This is a genomic window from Ensifer sp. SSB1 (genome assembly GCF_016652895.1).
Lineage (GTDB): Bacteria > Pseudomonadota > Alphaproteobacteria > Rhizobiales > Rhizobiaceae > Ensifer.
On the sequence record NZ_JAEPRP010000091.1, the window covers coordinates 1 to 21,542 of the forward strand.

General features: G+C 61.3%; 20 protein-coding genes. 13 read left to right on the forward strand and 7 right to left on the reverse strand.

Annotated features, from left to right (window positions below; all coding sequences use genetic code 11):
* The 3 genes from I8N66_RS21605 to I8N66_RS21615 all read right to left on the reverse strand — a co-directional run.
* On the reverse strand, positions 1 to 1,365 hold a 1,365-nt coding region (locus I8N66_RS21605; RefSeq protein WP_291157464.1), incomplete at its 3' end, for an ABC transporter ATP-binding protein.
* Between the two features lie 60 nt (positions 1,366 to 1,425).
* A complete protein-coding gene (locus I8N66_RS21610; protein WP_291157466.1) occupies positions 1,426 to 2,415 on the reverse strand; it encodes a BMP family ABC transporter substrate-binding protein in 990 nt (329 codons plus the stop codon).
* 322 nt (positions 2,416 to 2,737) lie between these two features.
* Positions 2,738 to 3,733, reverse strand: a complete 996-nt coding sequence (locus I8N66_RS21615; RefSeq protein ID WP_291157468.1) for a LacI family DNA-binding transcriptional regulator — start codon at positions 3,731 to 3,733, stop codon at positions 2,738 to 2,740.
* 447 nt (positions 3,734 to 4,180) lie between these two features.
* Between I8N66_RS21615 and I8N66_RS21620 the strand changes: the two genes are divergently transcribed.
* From I8N66_RS21620 to I8N66_RS21630, 3 genes are all read left to right on the forward strand, one after another.
* Positions 4,181 to 5,560, forward strand: coding sequence for a hypothetical protein (locus I8N66_RS21620; RefSeq protein WP_291157470.1), 1,380 nt, complete (start codon positions 4,181 to 4,183; stop codon positions 5,558 to 5,560).
* A gap of 303 nt (positions 5,561 to 5,863) precedes the next feature.
* Positions 5,864 to 6,094, forward strand: a complete 231-nt coding sequence (locus I8N66_RS21625) for a hypothetical protein (RefSeq protein WP_291157472.1) — start codon at positions 5,864 to 5,866, stop codon at positions 6,092 to 6,094.
* Between the two features lie 204 nt (positions 6,095 to 6,298).
* Positions 6,299 to 6,895: a GNAT family N-acetyltransferase gene (locus tag I8N66_RS21630; RefSeq protein WP_291157474.1), complete on the forward strand. Its 597-nt coding sequence runs from the start codon at positions 6,299 to 6,301 to the stop codon at positions 6,893 to 6,895.
* A gap of 131 nt (positions 6,896 to 7,026) precedes the next feature.
* Here the strand turns inward: I8N66_RS21630 and I8N66_RS21635 are convergent, their stop codons facing one another.
* A complete protein-coding gene (locus tag I8N66_RS21635; protein ID WP_291157477.1) occupies positions 7,027 to 7,932 on the reverse strand; it encodes a LysR family transcriptional regulator in 906 nt (301 codons plus the stop codon).
* A 112-nt stretch (positions 7,933 to 8,044) separates the two neighbouring features.
* On the opposite strand from I8N66_RS21635, the gene I8N66_RS21640 reads away from it, so the two are divergent.
* The 4 genes from I8N66_RS21640 to I8N66_RS21655 all read left to right on the forward strand — a co-directional run bounded on the left by I8N66_RS21640 (position 8,045) and on the right by I8N66_RS21655 (position 12,350).
* A complete protein-coding gene (locus I8N66_RS21640; RefSeq protein WP_291157479.1) occupies positions 8,045 to 8,890 on the forward strand; it encodes an SDR family oxidoreductase in 846 nt (281 codons plus the stop codon).
* Positions 8,891 to 8,908: 18 nt separating this feature from the next.
* Entirely contained in the window at positions 8,909 to 9,925 is a 1,017-nt protein-coding gene (locus I8N66_RS21645) for a zinc-dependent alcohol dehydrogenase family protein (protein WP_291157481.1), read from the forward strand.
* Positions 9,926 to 9,943: 18 nt separating this feature from the next.
* The gene (locus tag I8N66_RS21650; RefSeq protein ID WP_291157483.1) at positions 9,944 to 11,137 is read left to right on the forward strand and encodes a carboxymuconolactone decarboxylase family protein; all 1,194 of its coding nucleotides are present in this window, start codon (positions 9,944 to 9,946) and stop codon (positions 11,135 to 11,137) included.
* A gap of 421 nt (positions 11,138 to 11,558) precedes the next feature.
* Positions 11,559 to 12,350 (forward strand): hypothetical protein, encoded by a 792-nt coding sequence (locus tag I8N66_RS21655; protein WP_291157485.1) that lies wholly within the window; start codon positions 11,559 to 11,561, stop codon positions 12,348 to 12,350.
* 36 nt (positions 12,351 to 12,386) lie between these two features.
* On the opposite strand, the gene I8N66_RS21660 is transcribed toward I8N66_RS21655, so the two are convergent.
* Positions 12,387 to 12,926, reverse strand: a complete 540-nt coding sequence (locus I8N66_RS21660) for an isochorismatase family protein (RefSeq protein ID WP_291157487.1) — start codon at positions 12,924 to 12,926, stop codon at positions 12,387 to 12,389.
* A 150-nt stretch (positions 12,927 to 13,076) separates the two neighbouring features.
* Positions 13,077 to 13,922, reverse strand: a complete 846-nt coding sequence (locus I8N66_RS21665) for a helix-turn-helix transcriptional regulator (RefSeq protein ID WP_291157489.1) — start codon at positions 13,920 to 13,922, stop codon at positions 13,077 to 13,079.
* A 175-nt stretch (positions 13,923 to 14,097) separates the two neighbouring features.
* On the opposite strand from I8N66_RS21665, the gene I8N66_RS21670 reads away from it, so the two are divergent.
* From I8N66_RS21670 to hisD, 6 genes are all read left to right on the forward strand, one after another.
* Positions 14,098 to 15,858, forward strand: coding sequence for a N,N-dimethylformamidase beta subunit family domain-containing protein (locus I8N66_RS21670; RefSeq protein WP_291157491.1), 1,761 nt, complete (start codon positions 14,098 to 14,100; stop codon positions 15,856 to 15,858).
* Positions 15,768 to 16,100: a N,N-dimethylformamidase beta subunit family domain-containing protein gene (locus I8N66_RS21675; protein ID WP_365887653.1), complete on the forward strand. Its 333-nt coding sequence runs from the start codon at positions 15,768 to 15,770 to the stop codon at positions 16,098 to 16,100. The genes I8N66_RS21670 and I8N66_RS21675 overlap by 91 nt, the downstream gene beginning before the upstream one ends.
* 72 nt (positions 16,101 to 16,172) lie before the next feature.
* Complete coding sequence (locus I8N66_RS21680) at positions 16,173 to 17,165, forward strand: ABC transporter substrate-binding protein (protein WP_113538165.1); 993 nt, start codon at positions 16,173 to 16,175, stop codon at positions 17,163 to 17,165.
* 190 nt (positions 17,166 to 17,355) lie between these two features.
* Positions 17,356 to 18,159, forward strand: coding sequence for an ABC transporter permease (locus I8N66_RS21685; RefSeq protein WP_291157495.1), 804 nt, complete (start codon positions 17,356 to 17,358; stop codon positions 18,157 to 18,159).
* Entirely contained in the window at positions 18,159 to 18,935 is a 777-nt protein-coding gene (locus tag I8N66_RS21690; RefSeq protein ID WP_275027542.1) for an ABC transporter ATP-binding protein, read from the forward strand. The genes I8N66_RS21685 and I8N66_RS21690 overlap by 1 nt, the downstream gene beginning before the upstream one ends.
* Positions 18,936 to 19,048: 113 nt before the next feature.
* Positions 19,049 to 20,374 carry a histidinol dehydrogenase gene (hisD, locus tag I8N66_RS21695; protein WP_291157499.1) on the forward strand — a complete coding sequence of 442 codons (1,326 nt, stop codon included), beginning with the start codon at positions 19,049 to 19,051 and terminating at the stop codon, positions 20,372 to 20,374.
* Between the two features lie 67 nt (positions 20,375 to 20,441).
* Here the strand turns inward: hisD and I8N66_RS21700 are convergent, their stop codons facing one another.
* Entirely contained in the window at positions 20,442 to 21,539 is a 1,098-nt protein-coding gene (locus I8N66_RS21700; protein WP_291157501.1) for a glycoside hydrolase family 88 protein, read from the reverse strand.
* Between the last annotated feature and the right edge of the window lie 3 nt (positions 21,540 to 21,542).

Genomic DNA, 21,542 nt, shown 5'->3' on the forward strand with positions numbered 1-21,542 from the left:
CGGGGCGCGCTTGCGCGAACGCTCGGCGCATCCGAGATCGCCATTGGCGATCTCCCCGCGCGTCGGCTGGCCGACCAGCAGCATTGCGGGGTCGTGCTCGATCTCGCGCGCCAGCACGATCTTCTGCTGGTTCCCGCCCGAAAAAAGCGATGTGCGAAGATCGGGATTGGGCGGGCGGATGTCGTAGTCGGAAATGTAATCCTGCGCATTTTGCTGGAGCTGCGACCGCTTCAGCATCGGGCTCGTTCCGAATTCCGGACGCCGGTGATAGCCGAGGCTCGCGTTTTCGCGCAGCGGGAACGACAGGATAAGGCCGATTGCGTGCCTGTCCTCGGGCACATGGGCAACCCCTGCCGCCCGGCGTTTGAATGGGTCTGACGCAATCTCCGCACCGTTGAGGAGAACAGTGCCCGATTCCGGCACGCAGTTTCCCGCCAGCGCTTCGAGAAGCTCTGTCTGGCCGTTGCCCGCCACGCCGGCGATGCCGACGATTTCCCCCGCACGAACCGAAAGGGAAACGTCCTTGACCATGCGCACGCCGCGCTGGTCGCGGACGTTCAAGCTCCTCACGTCGAAGACGACCTCCCCTGGCGTCGCTGGCGACTTGTCGACGCGCAGAAGCACCCGTCGGCCGACCATGAGCTCGGCAAGGCTCTCCTTCGTCATAGACGACGTCGGGGCGGTGGCGATCAGCTCTCCGCACCGCATGACCGACACCGTATCCGTCGCATCCATGATTTCGCGCAGCTTGTGCGTGATGAGGATGACGCTCTTTCCTTCGTCGCGAAGGCGACGGAGAATGCGGAACAGGTGGTCGGCCTCGCTCGGCGTCAGAACGCCCGTCGGCTCGTCGAGGATGAGGATCCGCGCTTGGCGATAAAGCGCCTTGAGGATCTCCACGCGCTGCTGGACGCCGACCGGCAGGTCTTCCGTGATCGCTTCCAGATCGACCTGCAGCTCGTATTCCCTGGCAAGGCGCTGCAGTTCGAGACGCGCCTTGCGCCTGCTGCAGGGCAAGAACGCGCCGTCCTCTGCCCCAAGAATGATGTTCTCCAGGACAGTGAAGTTCTCGACCAGCTTGAAATGCTGGTGGACCATGCCGATGCCGTGGGCGATCGCCGCCCGGCTGTCTGCGATCCCAACCTCTTTGCCGTCGATGCGTATCGCACCGGAATCGGCCTGATAGAAACCATAGAGAATGGACATCAGGGTCGACTTTCCGGCACCGTTCTCGCCCACGATGCCGTGAATGCTGCCGGCCTTGACCGCGAGATTCACGTCCTTGTTCGCAACCACCGAGCCAAAGCTCTTGTTGATGCCGGCAAGCTCCAGCACGTTTTTCGGGGAGCTGTTTTCCGCTTTCATGAGCCTCCTCCAGGCAAGGCTTGGACTGGGCGAGCGCTCACGCACTCGCCCCACCGTCACTTAGAGAGGGCACTTGTCGTCGGACATGTAGTCGTGGACCTTGAGGGTGCCTGCGGCGATGTCTTCCTTCGCCTTCGCGGCGGCCGCCTCGACCTCCGGGCTGATCAGTTTGCGATTGTTCTCATCGAGCGCCCAGTCGACGCCGTTTTCGGCCAGGCCCAGCGACTGGACGCCGCCAGTGAAATGGCCTTCCTTGGCATCCTTGAGCGCATTGTAGACGGCGACGTCGACGCGCTTGACCATGGAGGTCAGCATCACGCCCGGATGCATGTAGTTCTGGTTGGAATCGACGCCGATCGCGAACTTCCCGGTATCGGCGACTTTCTGCAGAACGCCGATGCCCGTGCCGCCGGCTGCGGCGAAGATCACGTCAGCTCCCTGCCCCATCTGGGATGCGGCAATCTCACCGCCCTTGACCGGATCGTTGAATGCGGAATTCGTCGTGCCCGTCATGTTACGGATGATGTTCGTAGCACCGCCAGCTGCCGCGCCCTGTGCATAACCGCAGCCGAACTTGCGGATGATCGGGATATCCATGCCGCCGATGAAGCCGACGGCCTTGCTCTTCGAGGTGAGCGCGGCGATCAGACCAACCACGTAGGAGCCTTGCTCTTCCTTGAAGGTGACAGACCGTACGTTGGGAAGATCGACCACGTCATCGAGCATCACGAAGTCGATGGCGGGAAATTCCTTGGCAACCTTGGCCAGCTGATCCTTGTAGCCGAAATTGGTGACGATGACGGGGCTAAATCCGCGGCTTGCGAAGTTGCGGATGCCCTGCTCGGCCTGCGAGTCAGCCTGCGCCTCGAAATCGCGATAGCCGGATCCGGTATCCGCCTTGAACTTCTCCGCGCCAGTATAGGCCATCTCGTTGAACGACTTGTCAAACTTGCCGCTCGTTCCATAGACGATCGCCGGGTTGAAGTCGGCCGCTGCCGCCCCGGCACTCATCGCCGCCAAAGCAACCGTCGTTAAAAATAGTTTCCGCATTGTCATTCCCCTCCCTGGGTGCCGGAACACGCGGCGCCGGCCAACTGATCTTTAATGTCTATACAAATGACGACATGACGTTCCGCTGTCAATCGGAATTCCGTCGATTTCGCGTTAGTTAAACGTGTACCTAAGCGCAGGTAAACGTGTACCTTGTCGAAAACTGCCACGTCAAGCCTCATCACAGAGGTCGCTAAAAAACGTTGTCTCAGACAAAAAGAGGCAGCGCGATTTCACGCTCGCGAGAACCGCCAGGAGATCGGTAGAGCGGCTTGGCGTGAGACAAAACGCGCACGATGGCAGCGTCGCCATCGCATTCCAGTTAGGTCGTCGTGCGGCTGACGACCGTCGGCATGATCGTGATGGCAGTGCCCCTGCGATCCGCGTCCTCGAGGAAATCGATCAGGGCATTCGTCGCCACGCGTCCCGAATGGGCAATGCGCCGATCCACAGTGGAAAGTGGATGCTCCAGCAGAGGGGAGAGGTAGATATTATCGAAGCCGATCACGGCACAGTCTTCCGGCACACGCCGGCCGCGCTCCCGCAAGGCCACCATCGCGCCGATCGCCAGCATGTCATTCATGCAGCAGATTGCCGAAAAATCCGTGCGGTCGAGGAGGTCCAGTGTCGCCTCATGACCGAACCGGTGCTGGAATTCCTTGCACCGTATCAGGTCCGGATCGAAGGGAATGCCTGCTTCGGTCAGTGCATCCGTGTAGCCCGAAAGACGGATCTGGGTATTCGACCGATGCGGTGCGCCGCTCAGAAAGGCGATACGGGTGTGTCCCTTGCCGATCAAATGGCGCGTCGCCTGGTAGGCGCCGCTTCGGTAGTCCGTATCGACGGTCGCGACGAGTTGCGCCACCGCGCCGATCTCCCGATCCATACAGACGATGGGTATTCGCAGAGCATCGAGAAGCTCCGTGTCGGGAACGACGTCACTCGCCGCCAGCAATATGCCATCCACGCGATGCCCCCCGAAGGAGGTCAGGTGCGCCGTCTCGATCTCCGGTATCCCCTCTGAATTGCAGACGAGCGTCGTATAACCGCGCAGCCGGGCCGCATCGTCGCACGCCCTTACGAGTTCGGTGAAATAGGGATTGAGGATATCGGGAACGATGATGCCGATGACATGAGATTTTCTCGTGACAAGCGAACGCGCCAGCGAATTCGGCGTGTAATTCAACTCACGGGCAAGCGACAGAACCTTCTGGCGCGTCTCATCCCCGATCACCGAATCCTTCCGGTTCAGGACCTTCGACACCGTCGCAGTCGAGACCCCGGCTCTTCTAGCAATATCCTTGATCGTGGCTGCCACGCGTTCTCACCGCTGAATGCCCATTGCTGTCGTCGGCACATCTAATCGTCCCCGTCTAGCGTGCAATCGGCTCGAATGTCTACACGTCTGTCAGACCCCGAGGGTGTTCCGTGGCCAGAGGGAGCCCCCACGCAGCAGCCATGGTCACCGAGACGATCCTGAGAGGCATCCTTCGGCAAGCCTGGACCGATTCGGCATCGGGAAACGCAACACCATTGGTCACCAGGTCGGCTCCTCCGAGCGATTTCGGCATCGGCACGCCCATCTCAACCGTCCGGCAAACGCTCTTTTGTCCCCGCCACTTAACGGGAAATCCCTGCGGGTCTTCACGTTTTGAAATGAACGGTCACGTAATATGACTTCCTATTCTGGGCCAGTGTGGTCATGTGACGATCAAAATTCGTCTGAGTCATCGCTCGGCGACTAACGGACCAAAGAGCTGAAAGTATGGAAAACCCGATCGCATTGAACCGACTTGCCGAGAACAGCGTCTTTCGCAAAGGAGATGTTTTCGTCCTCTTCGGCGAATTGTTCGGTCGCGGATACGCGACTGGCCTGCTTGACGAAGCCCGCCGGGCTGGCATGGAAATCGTGGGGATCACGGTCGGACGGCGCGACGAGAACAACGCGCTGCGGCCGCTGGACACCGAGGAACTCGCCGCCGCCGAAGAGCGACTGGGCGGCAAGATCATCAATATCCCTGTGATGGCCGGCTTCGATCTCGACGCTCCGGCCGGCGGCCCAACGCCGACCGACCTTCTCGCGGACATGACGCTGGAGAGCTGGCAGGACGACAAGCTCGACTGGGACTACATCAAGCAGTGCCGGGACATCGCCACCCAGCGGTTCACGAATTCGCTCAAGCAGGTCATGGCCGTTCTCGATGGAATGATCGCCGCCGGCCGCAACGTCTTTTTCGCGCATACGATGGCCGGAGGCATCCCGAAGGCGAAGGTCTTCCTGGTCATTGCCAACCGGATCTACAAGGGCCGTGGCGCCCGCCACATGTCGTCGCAGGCCCTGCTCGACAGCGATATGGGCAAGCTCATCCTGCAGAATTTCGACGAAGTCTCCGCGATCACCTTCCGGCACCTCATCGAATCCAGCGCGGCGATCCGGGAACGCGTAGAGGCATCGGGCGGCCAGGTCCGCTATACGGCCTACGGGTACCATGGAACGGCCGTGCTGATCGGCGGAAGCTATCGCTGGCAGACCTATACGAACTACACGCAAGGTTATGCCAAGATGCGGCTCGAAGGCTTCGCGCAGGACGCCTGGGCAGCGGGCATCAAGGCAACCGTCTACAACTGCCCCGAAATCCGGACCAATTCCTCCGACGTTTTCACAGGTATCGAACTTCCCCTGATACCGCTGCTGCTTGCCTTGAAGAAGGAGAACGGCGGCCAATGGGCAGAGCACCAGTGGCAGGCCTGCGAACAGCTTCTGGCAGACGGTTTCACGATGAAGGACGTGTTCCAGAAGATCACCGACATGCAGGCTAACGAGGTCATGCGTCCGTTCTACGACTTCTCCGCGTGGCCGATGGCAAACAGCCAGGCACAGTCCGATCTGACGATCGGCACGTCCAACGAAATCACGCAGATGCATCGCGACGGCAAGGTTATGATCAGCGATCTCCTCAGTGCGCTCGTCGTAGAAGCCACGGGGCAGCTCATTTTCGGCGAGTCTTCGGAACCTTCCGGCCCCACCCAGTGGCTCAACCACGACATCGTGGCGCGCCGCCTCAATGCTTCCCACCTGCAATGGAAGCCTTCTGCGCCGTCGATCGCGGAAGGCTCGAAAGACTCTCAGCTCGAAGTGGCCTGAGAGCATCACAGCCTGGCGCACAAGCCAGTAGCTCCCGGACCTGCAATGGCCCGGGAGTATTGTGCCAATATCAGCACATGTGCCTCTATTCCCGGGATGGGCATGATCATCTCGGTCCGGTTCTCCCAGGCAGAGATTTCGCTGAATTCCGGAGCATGAATTCTGCAAGCATTTCCGACGGACATTACATGGTCCGCACTCGGCAGGGGCATGATCCCTCGGTATTAGTTCGGAATGACTATAGGCCCGCTTCCTCCATCTGATGTAGATTAAGCATCTACTAAAACAACGGAGGGTCGCAGCATGTCGAAGACTACCCTGTGCGTCCTGACGGTGCTGACCTTCTCCACATGCGCGATCGCCCATGCGGAAGCGAACACCGCACGGATTGCGGGCCACAAATTCCGAACCGCCGAAAATTGTGTACGCCAGGCGCCTGTCGGCGAGTTTGATCGAAGGTGCGACATTCCGGCTGCCGGATGGCGTGGCGCCGAGGGCATCTGGTTCCCAAGTGTTTCCCAAGGCGCCGGGTAAGCGAACCCCGATTCACACCGCCATCGCCGACGCTTTCGGAGTTGCCGACCCGGTGGCCCGCGATTGCTGCTTGGCCGATCGGCGCGCCAAAGGTCCCGCTTGCGGGCTGGCATAGCCGATCCACGCGGTTCGGTGACACCCCCTCCCTGACGAACCTAAAACCGCTTATGATAGTTCTCCGCCAGTCCATTCCGGAGGTTTCCAATGATACAGCTTGAGCCGCCGCTCCGCGTTGCCAGCCAGGCCGATGCAAGGGCGTTGGCCGATCTTGTCAACTTCGCCGGGCAAGGCTTGCCTCTGTACATCTGGGAAGGACTTGCAAAAGACGGTCAGGACCCTTGGGAGGTCGGCCGCGACCGACAAGCAGAAAGGGTGCGCGAGGGCCAGATCGTGGTCGTGGACTTTGGAGATGGCGCCGTAGCCAGCCTGACGGGCTACCCAATCGGCTCGGAACCCGAGCCGATTGCCGATGATTTCCCCGTCCTGTTCCGGCCGCTTCAAGAATTGGAAAACCAAGCACCTGACAGCTGGTATGTCAATGTGTTGGCCTGCTATCCCGAGCACCGGGGACAGGGGCTTGGTTCACGTCTGCTCAAGCTGGCGGAACAGATAGCGCAGGATCAGGCGCTCCCGCGGATGAGTGTCATCGTCGCCGACAACAATGTCGGTGCCAGACGGCTGTACGAGCGGAATGGCTACGAGGAAGTGGCAACGCGCGCCTGCGTGAAGGAAGGCTGGAAGGCCGACACGGAAAATTGGGTGTTGCTGATCAAACCACTTCATCCCTCGGATAACCGCTAAGGCCGCCGGCGGGAGCCGCCATTCTTCCGCTCCAGTGGTGCCAGCCTATTCCCGACAGGTCGGCAACGCATGAATGCAGGCCACGGGTGGCGCGAACAGGCCCCACGCCCGAACAACCGGTTCAATGGGCCTCAAGCCACCCGCTCTTCGCGGTAGCGCAGGGCCTCGACAAGAAGCCCGAAGGCAGGCGATGCGAGCCTGCGGCTCGGATAATAGAGATGGTATCCCGGGAATGGCGCCGTCCACTCCTCCAGGACCTTGACCAGCTTCTTCGCACGCACCAGCGGTTCCAGATGATCGTCCGGCAGGCATGTCAGTCCAAGGCCGCTCAAGGCCGCATCGATGATCATGGGAACGTCATTCGAGGTGAACTGGCCGTCGACCCGGACGTTCAAGGGTCGTCCGTCCTTCTCGAACTCCCAGGCATAAAGACCGCCGAGCGTCGGCAGGCGCAGGTTCAAACAGGCATGGTGCATCAGATCGTGGGGCGTCTGAGGCTTCGGATGGTGTTTGAAATACTCCGGCGAGCCGGCAACGACCATGCGAAGATCCGGTCCGATCCGGACCGCGATCATGTCCTTCTCGACACGTTCTCCCAAACGCACGCCCGCATCGAACCGTTCAGCGACGAGATCGACCAGTCGCTGCTCGATCGAGAGTTCGACATTGATCTCAGGGTAGTCGGCCATCAGGCGCTTGACGGCCGGCAGCACTATCGTCTCGGCCGCATGACGGCTTGACGTGATGCGGATCGTGCCGCCGGGCCGCTGACGCATGGCGCTCAAGGCGTCGATCCGGCTGCGGATGTCGCTGAAAGCCGGACGCAAGGTCTCGAGCAGTTGTTCGCCGGCATCCGTCGGCGAGACGCTGCGTGTCGTGCGCCTCAGGAGCCGCACGCCCATCCGCTCCTCCAGGCGCCGCACCGTGTGGCTCAGAGAGGATTGCGATGTGCCGAGCTGCGCTGCGGCGCGCGTGAAGCTTCGCTCTTCCGCAACCGCCAGGAAGGCCATGAGATCGCCGAGTTCGTCCCGTTTCATTCATGAATCCAGAATATGGGTTCATGCAGAACTTAGCATCTAATGGATTTCAATCGCCAGAGCTAACTTGTCGATGACGGGGCGAAAGCCCGCGGCATCACAAGGAGCCAACATGAAAGACGTCGTCGTCGTCATCGGCGCCGGTTCGATCGGGCAGGCGATCGCTCGCCGTGTCAGCGCCGGCAATCCTGTGTTGCTCGCGGATCTGCGCCGGGAAAACGCCGATCTTGCCGCGGCGGTTTTGAGCGATGCCGGTTTCGATGTGAGCACCGGCATCGTTGACATCTCATCGCGTGCCTCGGTGCGAGCGTTGGCCGAAGCTGCCACGCGGATCGGCAGCGTTACCGGCGTCATCCATGCAGCCGGCGTCTCCCCTTCGCAGGCATCGCCCGCGACCATCCTCAAGGTGGACCTCTACGGCACGGCCGTCGTTCTGGAAGAATTCGGCAACGTGATCGCGACAGGCGGTTCGGGCGTCGTTATCGCCTCGATGTCCGGTCATCGCCTGCCCGCATTGACCACCGATCAGGACAAGGCGCTGGCGACCACGCCAGCCGACGAACTGCTCGACCTGCCCATGCTTGCGGCGGAACGGACCGTCGATCCGCTGGCCGCCTATCAGATCTCGAAACGCGGCAATGCCCTGCGCGTGAAGGCAGAGGCGGTACGATGGGGAAAGCGCGGCGCGCGGATCAATACCATCAGCCCCGGCATCGTCATCACCCCCCTTGCCAAGGACGAACTGAACGGTCCGCGTGGCGAAGGTTATCGCCGCATGATCGCCCTGCCACCGGCTGGCCGTGCCGGAACGCCGGACGAGATAGCCAACCTGGCCGCAACGCTGATGGGACCGGAAGGCGCCTTCATCACGGGCAGCGATTTCCTGATCGATGGCGGCGTGACCGCATCCTACTGGTACGGCGAACTCGCGCCGAGAACTCCCGATCCATACGCTTAGACACAAGGATTATCACCAATGCGCGCAACCATTCTTTACGGTCCCGGCGACGTCCGTTGCGAGGAAGTGGCGGAACCGAAGATCCTCAAGCCGACCGATGCCATCATCCGTCTGTCCGCCACCTGCATCTGTGGCTCTGATCTCTGGCCTTATCGCGGTGCGAACGAGGTCACCGCGCCCTTGGCCATGGGCCATGAATATTGCGGCATCGTCGAAGAAATCGGCAGTGCGGTAAGGACCGTGCGGCCAGGCCAGTTCGTCGTCGGCTCCTTCTGCCTTTCGGACAACACCTGTCCGCATTGCCGCTTCGGCTTTCAGTCCTCATGCGAGCAGCGCGAATTCATGACCGGGGCACAGGCACCGCTGGCGCGCGTCCCGTTGGCCGACGGAACACTCGTCGCCACGGCCGAACTCCCCGCCGACGATCTGATCCCAAGCCTGCTTGCGACCTCGGACGTTCTCGGTACCGGGTGGTACGCAGCCTTCGCCGCCGGCGTGCAGGAGGGCTCGACGGCCGTGGTCGTCGGCGACGGTGCAGTCGGCCTCATGGGTGTTCTTGCCGCCAAGCACATGGGTGCGGCCAGGATCATTGCAATGAGCCGGCACAAGACCCGACAGGATCTCGCCCTCGAGTTCGGCGCAACGGACATCGTATCCGAGAGAGGCGACGATGGCGTTGCCCGCATCAAGGAACTGACCGACGGCGTCGGCGCCGAGGCGGTGCTTGAATGCGTCGGCACACAGGAGGCGATGACGCAAGCGATGAACTGCGCCCGCCCTGGCGGCAGGATCGGTTTTGTCGGCGTGCCGCATGGAGTGCAGTTCGACGGGCAAAAACTGTTCTTTGCCCAGAAGAGCCTTCTTGGAGGCCCCGCCCCTGTCCGCCGCTTCCTGCCCGACCTGATGGACCTCGTCCTCGACCGGACCATCAACCCCGGCAAGGTCTTTGATCTCGAACTACCGCTTGCCGACGTCGCCGAAGGCTACCGTGCCATGGACGAACGCCGTGCCATCAAGACCCTGTTGCGGGTCTGACAGAACAAGGACGTTTTCATGAAAAAGGTTGCTGCCACACTCGCCATCTCTGCCCTTGCGGCCACCGGCGCCGAGGCAGAGGACAAGCGACGCCCACGCGTCGCACCCGAGAGCGTTTACAATATCGCACCCGGCCTCGGCGTCTTCACGGATGAGGTCCTCTTCGGGGACATATGGACGAGAGCCGATCTCGCTCCGCGCGACCGTAGCCTGATCACCGTCGCCGCCCTTGTCGCCACTGGAAAGACGGCTCAGATCGGCCATCACGTTGGCCGGGCTCTGGACAATGGCGTGAAGCCCGAGGAGATCGGCGAGCTCATCACCCAGCTCGCCTTCTATACCGGCTGGCCAAATGCGATGTCGGCCGTCACGGAAACGAAGAAGATCTTCGACGAACGCAAGATCGCACCGGTGGAAGGCAGCGATGCGACGCGCCTCGAACTGGACCCGGAAGCGGAAGCCGCCCGGCGCGATACGGTTCAGGCCAACGTCGGGCCGACTGCGCCGGCGCTCGCCGAACTGACGAACCGCGTGCTGTTCGGCGACCTGTGGACCCGTCCGGACCTGAGCGCCCGGGACCGCAGCCTCGTGACCATGGCTGCGCTGATCGCCATCGGCCAACCGGAGCAATTGCCGTTTCATGCCAACCGCGCCATGGACAACGGGCTTACGCGCACCGAAGTCGCCGAGGTTGCCACCCATCTCGGCTTTTATGCCGGCTGGCCGCGGGCGATGTCGGCGGTTCCCGTGCTGGAGCGCGTGTTCGCCAATCGCGCGGCTGCGAGCGGCAATACATCGGCGGACCTCAAGGTTATCAGGGCAAACTCCACTCCAGCAACGGGATCGAGCGACTACTTTTCGGGAGCGGTGGAGATCTCCGGCCACTACCAGGGCCAGGCACCTGCGCGGATCGGGGGCGCAACGGTATCGTTTGCGGCTGGCGCGCGAACGGCCTGGCACACGCATCCACTGGGGCAGACGCTCTACATCGTCTCCGGCCGCGGTTGGGTGCAGAAGGCGGGTGAGTCCGCCACAGCGATCGGTCCCGGCGATGTCGTCTGGATCCCGCCATTGGTGAAGCATTGGCATGGCGCATCCGCCACCGAACCGATGACCCACTTTGCCGTCGCCGAAGCATTGAATGGCGTCGCGGTCACCTGGATGGAAAAGGTTACGGACGAACACTACCTCGCTGAGCAGGCCACGGATTGAAGCCGCGCACGACCCGCAGCCTGCGACATCGGGCTGCGGTCATCCGCATCGATACCCCCCCGCTTGCATCGTCGAGGAAACCGATCCTGGTTCGGTGCGCAGCGACTGGGCCTTCCTCAAGGCTAGGTTGCGCTGCGCATCCATAGCCCCGCCGGTCAAAAGCACTGCATTGAACGGTCTCATCAAGGCGGGATTGCCGGTTTGTCAGTATCCCGCGGGCGGCACGGCCATTGAGCAGCGCGAAAAACACCATTCAACGGTATCGACAGATGCCCACGCGATACTACCTATGCTTTCCTTTTTTTCTATATTAGGTATCACTGAGAGTGAGAGGATTCTGCTGCCCTCAAAGGACGCAAATGGGAGGCAGGCATGGACACGCCTTCGAACTGAGCATGCACTCACGCATATTGGGGGAAACATGAGAACTTGCCGCATTCCAATTCTGGCAGCCATCGGGACCTGTCTGCTAGCCGGCAGCGCCATGGCCGCGGACATCTATTCGCCGATGACGCCTGAGCTCAAGCAGGTCACGACCGAGAGCGGCTGGACCTTCGCATTCTCGCCCTATTTCTGGGCAGCCGGACTTTCGGGAGACGTTGCGCAGTTCGGCCTGCCGGAAGCTCATGTCAACGCGAGCTTCAGCGACATCTTCGACCACCTCGATTTTGCAGCAATGGCTATCGGGGAGGCCCGCTATGGGGACTACAGCATCTTCACTGACCTGATGTACACGAAGATGTCGGGTCAACGCGGGACGCCCAGAGGCATTCTCGCCAACAGTGTCGACCTCTCGACCCAGACTTTTGCTGGGTTCCTTGGGGCGGGATACACGATCTATGAAGACAGCCAGGCGCGCGTGGACATTGCGGCCGGTTTGCGTGTCTGGTCGGTCGAAAGTGAGTTTTCCTTCCACGGTGGGGTTCTCGACGGCGTATCCAGAAAGGATGACGCGACCTGGGTCGACGGCCTGGCCGGCTTTCGCGGCACCTATTCACTTACACCGGAAATCTATCTGACGGGGTGGGGCTTGATCGGTGCCGGCGGAGCGGACCTCGACTGGGACGTCGCGGCAGCAATTGGCTACCGGTTCAGCGACACGATTTCGGCCGAGGCGGGTTATCGGGCGCTCGGCGTCGACTACAGCAAAGACGGCTTCGTGTTCGACGCAGTTCAGCAGGGCCCTATCCTGGGTCTCACCGTACGGTTCTAGGCGGCCGAACTGAACGCGACTTGAGCGAGCGGCGATCTAGATGATGGTCGCCCGCGTGGCGAAGCTCGTCCGGAAAAGCGCCTCGTTCGCTGCTGTGTCTGGGTCAAAACAGCAATCACGCGCAATGTAGATCTTGTAATCTGCATCGCTTGCCCATCCCACGCTGGAGAACAGGACGCCGCTGCTCGCGATCCCGGCCATGATCAGCGTCTTGATGCCCTTTGCCTGCAGATCGTGGTGCAAAGTGGTGCCATGAAACACATTGGCGCGCGGACAGGCGTATCGCCAGTCGCCTTCAGCCACATCAAGCCCGGCTGCAGGCGCGGGGTCGCGAAAGAATCCGGTCTTCTTGATGTTGCTGATCAACATATTGTTTTCGCAGGGCGCCTCATAGTCGATGGCGAAGTTTGCTAAGATCGTGGGGTTCTGAGTGCTACGCCATTTCGCAATGAGCGAGTTGGTACGGTCGAGCAGATCCGCTGGAATATCGTTTGCCAGGATCGAAAAGACGTCGGCCTGGTAGTGCATGATCAACAACGCGGCATCCGCGACGTCCAAATCAACTGTGTAAGACACTCTTTGTCCCCTCCTTTTCCGGCCTGACGGCGAGACAATAGTCGTCGTCCACCTGCCGCTACAACCTCCACATTTTTGCATTCAGAAGCGGATGTTTCCGCGAACCCGCAGTCGGGCGAACCGCGCTTCACCATCGAACAGACCAGCGCGCTAGCGACCCACCGGGATTCTGGGCGCGTTGACCCGTCGAAGAAGCGGCATCATCAAAGAGAACAGTTCGGCTTGAGAGGATATGCCGCATCGCTGGTAAAGCTGTTTGCGGAACACCTTTACCGTTTGTGCACTCAAGCCGAGTTGTAGTGCGACCGACGGCGAGGAATGCCCCTGCAGGATGAGCAGGGCAACCTCTGCCTGCCGAGGACTGAGGCTGATATTGTGATGTCGGTGCACCTCATCGCGCAGACTCTCGGTAATCGATGTCGCCTGGGCGATCTGCACCGCCGGCGCATCCAATGCGGCCCAGTGCGCCTTCAATAAAGCGAGGATCACGCGCTGGTGCTGCCGCAGATGGTCTTCGGCCTTTTGCGAAAACGAGGTGCCCGACAATCCATCCTTGCCCATCGATATGGTGATCGTGGCGTTGGCGCTGATGGGCAGAAAGACGGATATCTCGTCGGAAATGCCGATCCGACCGTAATACCATTTGTAATAGCGGCTGCTGCGGAACTGATCGGGCGCGACATCCAGAAGCCGGTAGAGACCCTCCTCACCCCGCTTCAGATGGAAGTGGTAAATTGGGTCGAGCAGATAGGCGCCAGAGAGATATTGCTCGGCGACATAGCGAAAGACATCGGAGCCGTAGGCCTTGGAATAGGCGACGTGCGGGACATTCGTTCCCACGAAGACGATGGCGATCACATTGTCGAATTCCAGGCACTGCCGCAGGTACTCGCACATCGCCGGATAGAAGTCGTCCGAGCCGACGGCTTCGAGCGTCGCAGCAAGAGCGTTCAGAAGGGAGTTTTTCATGCCCTGTACCCCCACCGGGGTATACATGCCCCTCTCAAGGATAGTTTATTGTCCAAAACCATAGACGGAAGGGTTATGGACGCCAAGCTCTCATAGAAGATCCGGATGCTATTCAAGCGTCCTGATTTTGTCGAAGAGCCGGCCACGTGCCCAATCCGCAAAAGGCACGGCTAAAAGTGCCAACCATCCAAGGGGTAACGCCATGAGACGAACGCTGAACCATTCAGCCATGCCCGCCGTCGGATTTATCGAGCCGTGGTCGGTGAAAGCCGGCGCAGAAACGAATGTCCACGTCTCTTGTGTCGATGCCGAGGCGGCGATACGCATCATCTCCATTGATCGCGACGATCATGAAGTCATGGCTTGGCCGATCCGGAAGCATTGTGACGGTTTTGCCGTTCGCAATTACGATCTCGGTTCATGGATCGAATTGCCAGCAATGCCGGTTTCGCAAGCGGCAGAATTGCGGTTCGAGGTACTTTTCACACAAAATCAGGGTGAAAAGCCCGTCTGCCGTTTCGCAGATGTCTCGGTTTGGCTGGACGAAGCTGGCGCACTCAGCATTCACACGGGTAAAGGCAGCCATCCGTTTACGGCGGTTTCCAACGAATGCTGGTACGAACTCAGCCTCCGCACCCTCGGCAACGAGATCGAGGCAACGCTTTTTGCCGGGGATGGACAGGCCCTTGCCCGTATCGTGGTGCCGCGCGGCGAAGGCACAGGCACCGTGGCCATCGGGTCCGATGGTTCACACAACGAAAAAACCCTGAACGCCCGTGTCGGCCGCATCGGACTTCTCGTCGATGGAAAGGGACACCATTGGCAGTTTCCGGCCCGCGGTCCGATCGATAAACTCGGCTCCCTCGAAGACGCCGATCGTGTCCTGACTATCCATAACATGCCGACCTTCGCCGTCGCCTCGCGCCGGTTCACCTCGGAGATCCATGACCCGAGGCTCGATCCATCGCAGTTCGACGCGATCCATCTCCATGATGACGATTTCGGTGGCTTCGACTGGACCGCCGATCTTACGGTGACGATTCCTGCGGAGGCACGCTCCGGCATCTTTGCGGTCGAGATCTCCACCCGGCAGGGCGTCGAACGGCTACCGTTTTTTGTCAGGCCAAGCCGACCAGCGGCAAAACTCGCCTTCCTGGTGTCAACCGCGACCTATCTTGCCTATGCCGACGAGCGCCTCCCGCCCGTTCGGTACCCGTGGCACGGCACCGATCGTGGGCACCGGTTCGCCATCGATAACGATTTCCTTTGCCTCTACGACGTGCACAGCGACTTGAGCGGCGTCAGCCTGACATCGGCGCGGCGCCCGAAGGCAACCGTTCGCGACGACTATCACTACCCGCTTTCCAATAGCCCACATCTTTTGCCCGTCGATCTGCAACTGCTCAAGTTCTACGCGAGAGAAGGCATCGCCATCGACATCATCACCGACAGAGACCTGCATGAAGAGGGATTGAACGCGGCTGCGCCCTACCGGGCAATGCTGACCGGAAGCCATCCGGAATATTGGTCGACGCCCATGATGGCTGCGATACGCCATTACCTCGATGCAGGCGGCAACCTCGCCTATCTCGGCGGGAACGGGTTCTATTGGGTTGTCGCCTATGAGGGCGAAGCGATGGAACTCAGGCGCGTAAAGAGCGACATCTGGAGCGGTCGCCCGGGCGAAGCCCACATGTCGATCACCGGCGAGCCCGGAGGCGCCTGGGAGGACCGTGGCCTCATGAACCCGCAATCCTATCTGGGCGTCACCCACCTCATCATGAGCTTCGGTGCTTCCCGCCCTTACCGGCGGATGGAGCCAGTCACGACCCCCGCTACGCCTGGCTGTTCGAGGGCATTGGCGACGAGCCGATCGGAGACGACGGGACGGTGCTGGGAGGCGCGGCGGGATATGAAGTCGACGCGGTGGTCCGTTCACAGGAGACGCCTCCGAACCTCGTAGTGCTCGCGACTGCCGATGGTTTCGATGACAGCTTCCAAGTTCGCCCCGACGTCTGGCTCGCCGATGGCGACGTCGAACGCAAAACCCTTCGCCGCGCCGACATGACGATCTATCGTCACAAGGGAGGCGGCCAGGTATTCTGCACCGGTTCGGTGGCCTGGCTCGGCGCACTGCCAGGCCCGGGCCTTCAGAACGCCGTCGGACAAATCATGAAAAATCTTGCCGCGGGATTCGGCAAATAGCCCCACGCACGGCCCGAGAATTGGCGCTCCGGCCGGGTTCAAGCAACAGCCAACATAAAAGGGAACGAAAGAATGAACATCTCCCGACGCAACCTCATGATGCTGATGGGCGGCGCCGTCGCCGCACCCTACGTCATCACTTCGAAGGCCTTTGCCGCCGCTACCGTCGAACCCGGCGTCTTCAAGATGTCGATCCAGCCATGGATCGGCTATGGCATGTGGTACGTGGCCCAGGAGAAAGGCATCTTCACGGCCAATGGGCTCGAAGGCGTCGAGTTCGTGCCCTATGTCGACGATGCGGCGGACCTTGCAATCCTTGCCAGCGGCGAAGTCCAGGCAACGAACGCCGCAACGCACAACGTGCTCCAGCACCTGCAGCAGGGCGCCCACTACAAAATCGTGCTTCTCGAAGATTTCAGCTCGACGGCCGATGCCGTCGTCAGCCCGAAGAGCATCGCCAGCATTGCAGACCTCAAGGGCAAGTCCATTGCCTATGAGCAGGGCTCGACCAGCCACCTTCTTATTGCCGACGCGCTGAAGAAGGCAGGCCTGACACTGAACGACATCACCACAATCAACACGCCGGCGGCGCAGGCCGCGGCTGCAGTCCTTTCGGGCTCGGCCGATGCCATGGTCACTTACGAGCCTTATATCTCGGCCGCGCTCAAGGCCGATCCCGGCCTTTCGCTCCTCTACACGGCCGCTGAAAGCCCCGGCCTCATCAGCGACTGCTTCGTCGTGACGGAGGAAACGCTCAAGGGACGGCCCGGCCAGGTCCGCGCCATGGTAAAGAGCTGGGGGGACGCGGTAGACGCCTACAACAAGAACCCGGCGGAATGCCAGGCGATCATCGCCAAGGGCGTCGGCTCCGATGCAAGCGAACTCGGAACGACATTTGCAGGCGTCCACTACTACACACTTGCCGAGAACAAGGCGCTTCTGACCGGGGATTTCGCAACGAAAACCTTCCCCGCCGTCAATGTCGCCAGCACCGACCTCGGCCTCATCACCAAGTCTTTCGAAGCCAAGGACGCGATCGATACGACAGCCCTTTCCTCGCTCTGATGACGAAAGCTCTGTCGGCTCCGCCGACAGAGCTTCCTCGCCGGGCGAAGGGCGAAATTTCAGATACGCAAGACAGGTTGCCGCGAGCCCACGGGCTTGCCGCGTTTAGCGGCGTGCAGCCGCCCGATCGCCACGATAACCTCTGGGCAAATGTTGCCTGCAAGTAGAAACGACAGGAGCGCGGCTATCCATGGCCAAGCCAAGAAAGAAGTCCATTCTCAGCATGCAGGCTGAGATCTCACCCGCCACCTATGCGACCATCTCGCTATGTTCGTTCGCAATCTTCTTCGCGCTCTGGTGGGGCATCGCGGAGGCCGGGCTGATACGGCCAATCTTCCTCCCCTCGCCAGGTGCCATCGTCGCCCGGCTCTGGAGCCTTGCCGCAGATGGCACGCTCGCAGGCGACGTCGCAAGCAGCGTCTACCGTATCGGTGTCGGCTTCATCGCCGCTTCGGTCACGGCACTCATCGTGGGCGTGCTCATCGGCAACTACAGGTTCTGGGACGCTGCGATCGAACCGTTTCTCGATTTCATTCGCTACATGCCCGTCGTCGCCTTCGTTCCGCTGACCATCCTTTGGACCGGGACGTCCGACACCCAGAAATTCCTGATCATCTGGATCGGCACATTCTTTCAGCAGGCGCTGATGTTCATGGACAACATCAAGCGCGTACCGCCGGATTTCATCGGATTTGGGAGAACCGTGGGCCTGAGTGACTTCAAGATCGTAACCAGGATCATCCTGCCCTCCGCCGCGCCGCAGATCTGGGACACGCTCAGAGTATCGCTCGGCTGGGCCTGGACATGGGTCGTCCTTGCGGAACTTGTCGCTGCCAACAGCGGCCTTGGCTACCGCATCACCGTGGCACAGCGCTATTTCCAGACAGACACGGCCATCGGCTACATCGTGGTGCTCGGCGTCCTCGGGCTGATCAGCGACCAGGTCATGAAATTTCTCGGCAAGCGCATGTTCCGCTACGAGGGGAAACATTGATGGAAAAGCTTCTCATTCGTGACCTCACGAAAACCTTTGCCTCCAGCCGCTCCAAGAAGGAACGCCTGACAGTTCTCGACAATGTCTCCTTGGCCATTCAGGAGAACGAATTCATCTCGCTCGTCGGCGCGTCGGGTTGCGGCAAGAGCACGCTGCTCTCCATCATCGCCGGCCTGCAAACTCACGACGAGGGCGAGTTGAAGGTCGATGGCACGGACATTCTCGGACCTGGCGCCGACCGCGGAGTGGTGTTCCAGAGCTACACGCTGCTGCCATGGCTGACGGCGAAGAAGAACGTCGAGTTCGCGCTCGAGGCGACCGGCCATCCGAGATCGGAAACCGGCGACATGGCGATGGCACAATTGAAGCTGGTCGGCCTCGAAGCCTTCGCCGACCGCTATCCGGCCCAGCTTTCCGGCGGCATGAAACAGCGGGTGGCGATCGCCCGTGCGCTCTCCTACAAGCCGAAGCTCCTTTTGATGGACGAGCCCTTCGGGGCCCTGGATGCCCTGACGCGCGTGCAGATGCAGGAGTTGCTGACCAGCGTCTGGGAGCGTGAGAAATTGACCGTCATCTTCGTGACGCACGACGTGGAGGAAGCCGTCTTCCTGTCGGACCGCATCTTCGTGATGGCTTCCAACCCCGGGCGTATCAAGAAGATCTTCGATGTGCCCCTCCCGCGCCCGAGAAGCCCGGAAACGCATCGGCTCGCCGAGTTCGCAGCCCTGCAGGCCGACGTCCTCGGCAGCATCCGGTCGGAAATGCGCGACCACTGACCAGGGGTGCCGGCGGCTAAGCCGGCGTCCCTGACCCACCGACATTGCTGGCGAAGTCCACTCAGGGATTCTTGAGGCGCTGGCGCTTACCCTCAAATTCCAAGGAGCCTGTCATGTCCACCTCCAAGATCTCGATGTATCGGCTGTCAGACCTGACGCCGGACCAGCGCAACGACCTGCTGCAGCGCGCCGAGAGCGACATCACCGCCTTCACCGACCGCGTCGTTCCGATCATCGAAGACGTACGCGTAAGAGGCGATGAAGCCCTTGCCGATTTCGCCCGGACGCTGGACAAGGCAAACCTGTCGCCGAAGGACATCAGGGCAACACCACAGGAGTTCGCCGCAGCACGTTCGCTGGTCGATCCGGAACTGATCGAGACACTCCGCTTTGCCGCCGACAACATCCGGCATTTCCACGAAAAGCAATTGCCCGACACCCTGTCGCTGCACGAGACACACCGCGGTGTGATTGTCGGCGATCGCTGGACACCGATCGATTCGGTCGCCTGTTACGTCCCCCGCGGCAAGGGTTCGTTTCCAAGCTCCGTGCTGATGACCGCAATTCCGGCGAAGGTCGCAGGCGTCGAAAGCGTCGTCGTCATCACCCCGCCGGGCCCGGACGGTTCCGTCGATCCCGCGACACTCATCGCCGCCGAAATCGCCGGGGTCGAAGCCGTGTTCAAATGTGGCGGCGCACAGGGCATCGCCGCCGTGGCATACGGTACGCAGACGGTGCCCAAATGCACCAAAGTCGTCGGTCCAGGGAGCCCTTGGGTCGTCGCTGCCAAAAAGGTCCTCTCCTCGATCATCGACCCCGGCAGCCCGGCGGGGCCGAGCGAATTGCTTATCTTTTCCGATTCAACGGTTTCGGCGGACCTGGTGGCGATGGATCTCTGTGTCGAGTCCGAGCACGGCCCCGACTCCTCGGTCTTCCTGGTGACGGCAGACGCGCAATTCGCCGACGAGGTGGCGCAGCGAATTCCTGAGCACTGGGCAAGGATGGCCGCCAGTCGCTCTGCCTTCTCGCGTACCGTGCTGACCGGCGCCAAAGGCGGCATTGTCATTGCTTCGAACGAGGATGAGGCCTTCGCGTTCATCAACGACTATGCCGCCGAGCATCTCGCCGTGCTCGCCGAAAACGCCTGGCAGTACCTGCCGCGCATCCGACATGCGGGAGAAATCCTGCTCGGGCCGCATTCGGCCATCGGTATTGCCAACTTCGTCCTGGGACCGAGCCATGTGTTGCCCACGGGAGGCGCTGCAAAGACCGCCTCTCCGCTTGCCGTGTTCGACTTCATGAAGCGCACGTCGATCGCCTCCATATCACAGGAAGCCTACGGGCATTTCGCACCGCATGCCGAAGCGCTCGGCCGCTACGAAGGCTTCGACGGCCACGCCAATTCGGTTTCACCGTTGCGCCTGGCCGCAATGATCTGATGTCGGTCGACAGCCTGTTCCCGCACGAACAGGCTGCCGACGCCCTCGCGATCGTCGCTCCGCCTGGTCAATCGGCCCTGCTAATGCTCTCGGCAAACGCCATCATCAGCGGCCCGACTCCTTTCGGGTCGTCGGCGACCACGCGCTCGGTGAGGTAGTAGCCGGGCGTGCCGTCCCGGTATGTGCCCTCGAAACCGCCGAGACCGGCCACGCAGACGATCGTCGTCAGTCGGGTTACCCCCTCTCGGTCGGTCACAAGCCGTGTGGAGAGCAACGCATCAAGTGCCCGCTCTCCGGCCGCGCTGGTCCGCGGCACGCGATCGGGTTCGACGAGCCCAAGGCGCGCCGCGCGGAGCAGCGCATAGGCAAACATCGCGGAGGCCGAGCTTTCCTCGTAGTTGCCTTCGAGGGCCGGTGCGTCGAGCACCTGCATCCAGAGACCGGACGGTTGCTGGCGCGCGATCAGTTCATCCAGAAGCTGGCGCACCAGCAATCGGTGCGGACCGGAGGCACTGTCATTGGGCAGAAGGGCCAGCGCATCGACCAGCGCCATTGCCAGCCAACCGACGGCGCGCGCCCAGACGGCGGGCGACTTGCCGTGCTCAGGGTCAGCCCACCGCTGCTCCCGACTGTCGTCATAACCGTGGACGTAAAGCCCGGCCGGTGTCGCAGTCAGCGAAAGCGCCGTCGAAAACTGCCGAAGCGCATCGGCAACCAGCGCCGGCCTGTCCGTGGCCAGCGCATATTCGATTTGAAACGGCAGGCCCATATAGAGCCCATCCAGCCAGACCTGGTGTGGGTAGCGTTTCTTGTGCCAGTAGTTGCCCTGAGGGATGCGCGGATGGCTTTCGAGTTGGCCGGCCAGATGTTCTGCCGCCGCGAGATAGCGGGCGTCGCCTGTATCCCTGGCCAAAGCAAAGAGTGACCGCCCCGCGAGAATGTGGTCGATGTTGTATTCTGCAGGGTCGTAACCGAAGAGCGTGCCGTCCGCTGCGATCTGCCGGTCGGCGAGCCGGTGCAAATGGTCCTTCCAACGTTTCTCGCCCGTCGCCTCGAACAACAGCTGCAGGCCTCGGTAGAGGCAACCGTCCTCGTAGCACCAGCTTCCGCCCTTGTAAGGCCGGTAGCGTTGCGCGAACTGGTCGAAATAGTCGGTCGGGTTCATGGG